This window comes from Gordonia sp. 852002-50395_SCH5434458, from assembly GCF_001665905.1.
Classification (GTDB): domain Bacteria; phylum Actinomycetota; class Actinomycetes; order Mycobacteriales; family Mycobacteriaceae; genus Gordonia; species Gordonia jacobaea.
Genome location: NZ_LZTC01000070.1, coordinates 1 through 5,397, shown reverse-complemented (window position 1 = coordinate 5,397; position 5,397 = coordinate 1). Strand labels below are relative to the sequence as shown.

The window sequence follows — 5,397 nt, the reverse complement described above, 5'->3', positions numbered from 1 at the left end:
AGATGTGTATAAGAGACAGGGTTGTGGGAGGGGTGCCTTGGCCGGCGCGGGGGCCAATCGTGGAGGTCATCGGGGTATCTCCTGTGATTCTTGTCGAGCAGTGGCGGTGTTGTCGCTGACCTCTTCGACGCTATTGCCGCAGGCGACCACAGAAACGCGTAGTGCGCTACTCGAATTGGAGACCGACGGTACCCACCGGGCATGGTGCTACGATCTAGGTGTTTTCGACCGACAGTCGAAAACCTGTCTCGGAGCACGAACCGCGTTCTCCGGTCGCAGGCTGAAGGAGCGACCCATGAGTATCACCAGCGACCGTTCGGTAGCAGTCACCGAACCTGGTCTGATTGACGCGGTGTGGACAGACGGTCCCACAGGATTCACCGGAGTGGAACCGACCGCGGCGTGGGCAGAAGAGGTTCGTCGACTAGCACGTGCGCGCAATGCGACCATACTCGCGCACAACTATGAGTTACCGGCGATTCAAGATGTTGCAGATCACGTCGGCGACTCGCTCGCGCTCTCCCGGATCGCGGCGGAGGTCGACTCCGACGAAATCGTGTTCTGCGGCGTCCACTTCATGGCCGAGACCGCGAAGATCCTCAGCCCCGACAAGCGCGTCCTGATCCCCGACGCCAGGGCGGGATGTTCGCTCGCCGACTCGATCACCGCCGACGATCTGCGGGCGTGGAAGGTCGAGTACCCCGATGCTGTCGTGGTCTCGTACGTCAACACGACCGCCGAGGTGAAGGGCCTCACCGACATCTGCTGTACGTCGTCGAACGCGGTGGATGTGGTGGCGTCGATCGATCCCGATCGCGACGTCCTCTTCCTGCCCGACCAGTTCCTCGGCGCGCACGTCAAGCGGGAGACCGGCCGCGACAACATTCACATCTGGGCCGGCGAATGCCACGTCCACGCCGGTATCAACGGTGACGAGCTGACCGCCAAGGCCAACTCGCACCCCGACGCCGACCTCTTCATCCACCCCGAGTGCGGGTGCGCGACGTCGGCGCTCTATCTGGCGGGCGAGGGAGCGGTGCCCGACAACCGCGTGAAGATCCTTTCCACCGGCGGAATGATCGACGCTGCTCGGCAGACCGGTGCCAAGCAGGTTCTCGTCGCCACGGAGATCGGCATGCTGCACCAGCTACGTAAGGCCGCGCCAGGTATCGACTTCCAGGCGGTCAACGATCGCGCGTCGTGCCCGTACATGAAGATGATCACGCCGGCTGCGCTGTTGCGTGCGTTGCGTGAGGGTAAGGACGAGGTGTTCGTCGCTGACGATGTCGCCGAGCGCGCACGCAAGAGCGTCGAGCGGATGATCGCGATCGGCAATCCGGGTTCGGGTGAATGAGTCGATGAGCGCGTTCATCGGCCAGCGCGAGGCAGCCGGAGAACTCGACCTGGCGATCACCGACGAGGTGCGGGCGTTGATTCGGACGGCGCTCGACGAGGATCTCCGCTACGGCCCCGACATCACGACCGCGTCGACGGTGCCTGCCGGCGCGACGGTCGACGCGCAGATCGTCAGCCGTGCGCTCGGCGTGGTCGCCGGGCTTCCCGTCGTACTTGCCGTCCTCGACGAGGTCGTCGGTGCCGGTGCGTACGAGGTGACCGCTGCGGTTGCCGACGGAACGAGAGTCGCACCGGGAGACGTGGTGTTGGCGGTGCATGCGCCGACCGCCGCTCTGCTGACCGCGGAGCGCACGGCACTCAACCTCGCGTGCCATCTCTCCGGGATCGCCACCGCGACAGCTCAGTGGGTCGACGCCGTCGACGGAACGTCGGCGAAGATTCGCGACTCACGAAAGACGTTGCCGGGCATGCGCTATCTGCAGAAGTATGCGGTGCGCGCAGGTGGCGGCGTCAATCACCGCATGGGGCTCGGTGACGCCGCGCTGATCAAAGACAATCACGTTGCCGCCGCGGGATCGGTGAGCGCGGCGCTCCGCGCTGTGCGTGCGGCGGCACCCGACCTGCCGGTCGAGGTCGAGGTGGACTCGCTCGATCAACTCGACGAGGTGCTCGACCTCGCACCCCAACTCGTGTTGCTCGACAACTTCGAACTCTGGGCAACCCAGATGGCCGTCTCCCGCCGCAACAACAGGTCGCCGGAGACAAAACTCGAGTCCTCCGGCGGGTTGAGTCTGGACCAGGCCGCCGACTACGCCCGCACGGGCGTCGACTACCTCGCCGTCGGCGCGCTGACGCATTCGGTAACCGCGCTCGACCTCGGACTCGACATTCCTCTCTGAGCGCTGCGGCGTGCAGGCAACGGTTTTGAGATGCACCAGTTCTGAGGTGCAACGGTTCTGAGATGCACTGTGGCCCACAGCGAAAAGGCTGTGGGCCACAGTGTGTCTGGAACCAGTGTGTCTGGAATCAGTGCGCGCTAGTGCGCGTACATCGTTTCGACGGTTACTCCGTGCGCTCGTGACGTCCGGGCTGAGCGTCGGTTTCGCCGACGGCGGCCGTTGAGCGCGCAGTGGCTTCCGGACCGTCGACGAGTTTCGCGAACTCCTCGTCGATGTCGTCCACGTCCGAGTCGCTAGCGTGGCTGTCGCTGGTCCGTCCGCTGTCCACGGTGACCGGAGCTACGTCGAACGACGCGGCGGGGGTGACGTCGATGACTTCCTCACGAACAGCGGCCATCCGCTGTTCGTCGAAGCTCTGCGTCTTGAGTGCGACCTCCTTGATGAACACGATCGCGACGAAGCTGATCGCGGCCATCACACCGGCGATGAAGAAGACGCGCGCGATTGCGTCACCGTAGGAACCGCGGACGATCTCGGCGATCGGTCCCGGCAGATCCTTGAGGTTCGAGAGCCCTGCACCCGACCCGCCGGTCTGAGCGGGATTGACACCCGCTGCCACCAGACCCTTGGTGATCAGGTCGGTGACGTGGGTTGCCAGCACCGCACCGAGAACCGACACGCCTGCCGCGCCTCCGAGCGAGCGGAAGAACGTCACCGTCGACGTCGCTGAACCGAGGTCATCGGGTCCGACGTTGTTCTGCACAGCCATCACGAGGTTCTGCATGGTCATTCCCATGCCGAGTCCGAGAATGAACAGGAACGCTCCGATGACGACCATGTCGGTATGGGCGTCGATGGTCGACAGGAGGAAGAAGCCTGCTGTCATCAGGGCAGCACCGGTGACGAGGAAGCGCTTCCACCGACCGAACCGTGTGATCAGGGCGCCCGAGACCGTTGCGGCGAGCATCGAGCCGATGATCATCGGAAGGGTGAGCAGACCTGCCGCCGTGGGGGAGTAGCCGCGGGCGATCTGGAAGTACTGACCGAGGAACACGGCACCACCGAACAGTGCGACACCCACTGCAACGCTCGCCATTGTGGCGAGAGTCGTCGTGCGGTCACGGAACAACCGCAGCGGGATGATCGGGTCCTTGGCGCGTGATTCGACGAACAATGCACCTGCGATGAGGACGATTCCGAGTGCGACGAGTCCGAACGTCATTCCCGAGAGCCAAGCGAAGCTGTCACCGGCGAGGGTGACCCAGATGAGCAGTGTGCTCACGCCTGCCGCGATCAGGAACGCGCCGAGGTAGTCGATGCGAACGTCCTTGCGGACCGTCGGAAGATTCAGCGTGCGCTGGATGACCAGCAATGCGATCACCGCGAGCGGAACACAGACGTAGAACGTCCAGCGCCAACCGAGCCAGCTGGTGTCGACGATCACGCCACCGATCAGCGGGCCGGCGACCGTCGCGAGCGACATCACGGCTGCGATCGGACCCTGATAGCGGCCGCGTTCGCGTGGGCTGAACATGGATGCGATCACGATGACGACCAGCGCCTGCAGGCCACCGAGTCCGAGGCCCTGGATGACACGGAAACCGATCAGCATGCCGACCGACTGTGAGAGTCCGGCGAGCACCGAGCCGAGGGTGAACAACGCCAACGACGCCTGGACCAGGATCTTCTTGCTCACCAGGTCGGAAAGCTTGCCCCAGATGGGTGTGGTCGCCGTGGATGCGAGGAGAGTCGCCGTGACGACCCAGGTGTACTGACCCTGCGTTCCATGCAGGTCGGTGATGATGACGGGGAGCGCGTTGGACACGATCGTCGACGAGAGAAACGCGACGAACATCCCGAGGAGCAAACCGACGAGTGCTTCGAGCTTTTGTCGATGGGTCATCGGTGCGCCCGCTGCGGAAGCAACCTCCCGCGTGGCGGTTAGAGACATGGGAGAACCTCCTGAGGTGGTGGCTGATCCCGCACGGTCTGCCGAGCGGGAGAGGGATGTCGGGGGCGCGGCGACAATGGCCGGCCGATTGCTGGCTGCAGACACGTCACGCAACCAACTAGTTGAGTGAAGCAACTATAACCATTGATAGTTGTAACGCGCAACTATCTTGAGTATTCCCGGCTCCGGCGGAGTTTCTCGACGCGGCGTTGCGCCGTTATGTCAGCGCCGCGATGTCGGCGCCGGGGCACGCCGCCGATCAGGTCAGGTCGGGTTCGAACTCCGCGTCGTCGACAAGGAGACGATTGAGCAGCCGGGTGAGTGTCCGGATGTCCTCGGGGTCCCATTCGGACAACCGTGCCCGCCAGTCTGCGACCGCCGCATCGGCTACGTGATCTACGCGTGCGCGGCCGGTAGGAGTCAAGGAGACCAGTCGAGCGCGCGCATCATGCGGGTCGGCGTGTCGCTCGGCCAGGCCGAGGCGCACGAGGGCATCGATCTGTCTGCTCACAGTCGACTTCTCGAGTCCGAGCTGCGCGACGAGTGTTGATACCGGCAGAGATCCGTCGGCGCTGGCGAGCATCGCGATCAGGGGATAGTTCGACGGGTCGAGGTGGGGGTCAACCGCACGAGCACGGGTGCGCAGTCGAATCCGTCCCTGCCGCATCAGGTCAGCGAAACCTGTCTCCAGGTCGGTAATCGGGTCATCGGATACGTCGTCGGCGTCCACTGGGTGGTCGGAGCGAGCGTCGCCCATCTGCGGTGAATCCTGTCCGTCGCGGTTCGTCGGATGATGCGCCACAGGTTACCGCGCAGTTGAACATGATTCATGATTCGACTTGGCGTATCGGGGGCGCCGGCGAGGGTGCGGAAGATCCTGGCGAGGGCAGCCGTGCACGACCTGGCGCCGTGGCCTGCCGGGGCTGCACGTCTGCACACTCCGTTCGGGCTGTCCCTCAGGCAACCACGTCTGCCCCGCCACCGTGTGTGGTGGCGGGGTGTAGACGGGTTGCGGCGCAACCGGATTCGACAGTTCGCCCGGGATGGCGGTGGTCAGGCGGCGTCGGCCAGCGGTGGGCCGAGGCTGTCTGGCGGGTCGACGCCGCCGAGCCGGTTGGGGCCGCCTGGTGGGGCCGGGCCCGTTGATGGGTTGGGGCTCTTATACACATCTGACGCTGCCGACGATCGCAT

4 protein-coding genes are annotated in these 5,397 nt (G+C 64.7%); 2 read left to right on the top strand and 2 right to left on the bottom strand.

Translation table 11 applies throughout. From position 1 onward, the window contains the following. Nucleotides 1-295 precede the first annotated feature (295 nt). The gene (gene nadA, locus A5785_RS15890; RefSeq protein ID WP_049698564.1) at nucleotides 296-1,354 is read left to right on the top strand and encodes a quinolinate synthase NadA; all 1,059 of its coding nucleotides are present in this window, start codon (nucleotides 296-298) and stop codon (nucleotides 1,352-1,354) included. Between the two features lie 4 nt (nucleotides 1,355-1,358). After that, a complete protein-coding gene (nadC, locus tag A5785_RS15885; protein WP_049698563.1) occupies nucleotides 1,359-2,255 on the top strand; it encodes a carboxylating nicotinate-nucleotide diphosphorylase in 897 nt (298 codons plus the stop codon). 163 nt (nucleotides 2,256-2,418) lie between these two features. Here nadC and A5785_RS15880 read toward each other — a convergent pair whose 3' ends face one another. After that, nucleotides 2,419-4,206: an MDR family MFS transporter gene (locus A5785_RS15880; protein ID WP_197494590.1), complete on the bottom strand. Its 1,788-nt coding sequence runs from the start codon at nucleotides 4,204-4,206 to the stop codon at nucleotides 2,419-2,421. Between the two features lie 259 nt (nucleotides 4,207-4,465). After that, nucleotides 4,466-4,963, bottom strand: a complete 498-nt coding sequence (locus tag A5785_RS15875; RefSeq protein ID WP_049698562.1) for a MarR family winged helix-turn-helix transcriptional regulator — start codon at nucleotides 4,961-4,963, stop codon at nucleotides 4,466-4,468. Between the last annotated feature and the right edge of the window lie 434 nt (nucleotides 4,964-5,397).

Excerpts from the sequence above, each read along its gene's own strand:
- nadA (WP_049698564.1), top strand. The coding sequence starts at position 296 with ATGAGTATCACCAGCGACCGTTCGGTAGCAGTCACCGAACCTGGTCTG.
- nadC (WP_049698563.1), top strand. The coding sequence starts at position 1,359 with ATGAGCGCGTTCATCGGCCAGCGCGAGGCAGCCGGAGAACTCGACCTG.
- A5785_RS15880 (WP_197494590.1), bottom strand. The coding sequence starts at position 4,206 with ATGTCTCTAACCGCCACGCGGGAGGTTGCTTCCGCAGCGGGCGCACCG.
- A5785_RS15875 (WP_049698562.1), bottom strand. The coding sequence starts at position 4,963 with ATGGGCGACGCTCGCTCCGACCACCCAGTGGACGCCGACGACGTATCC.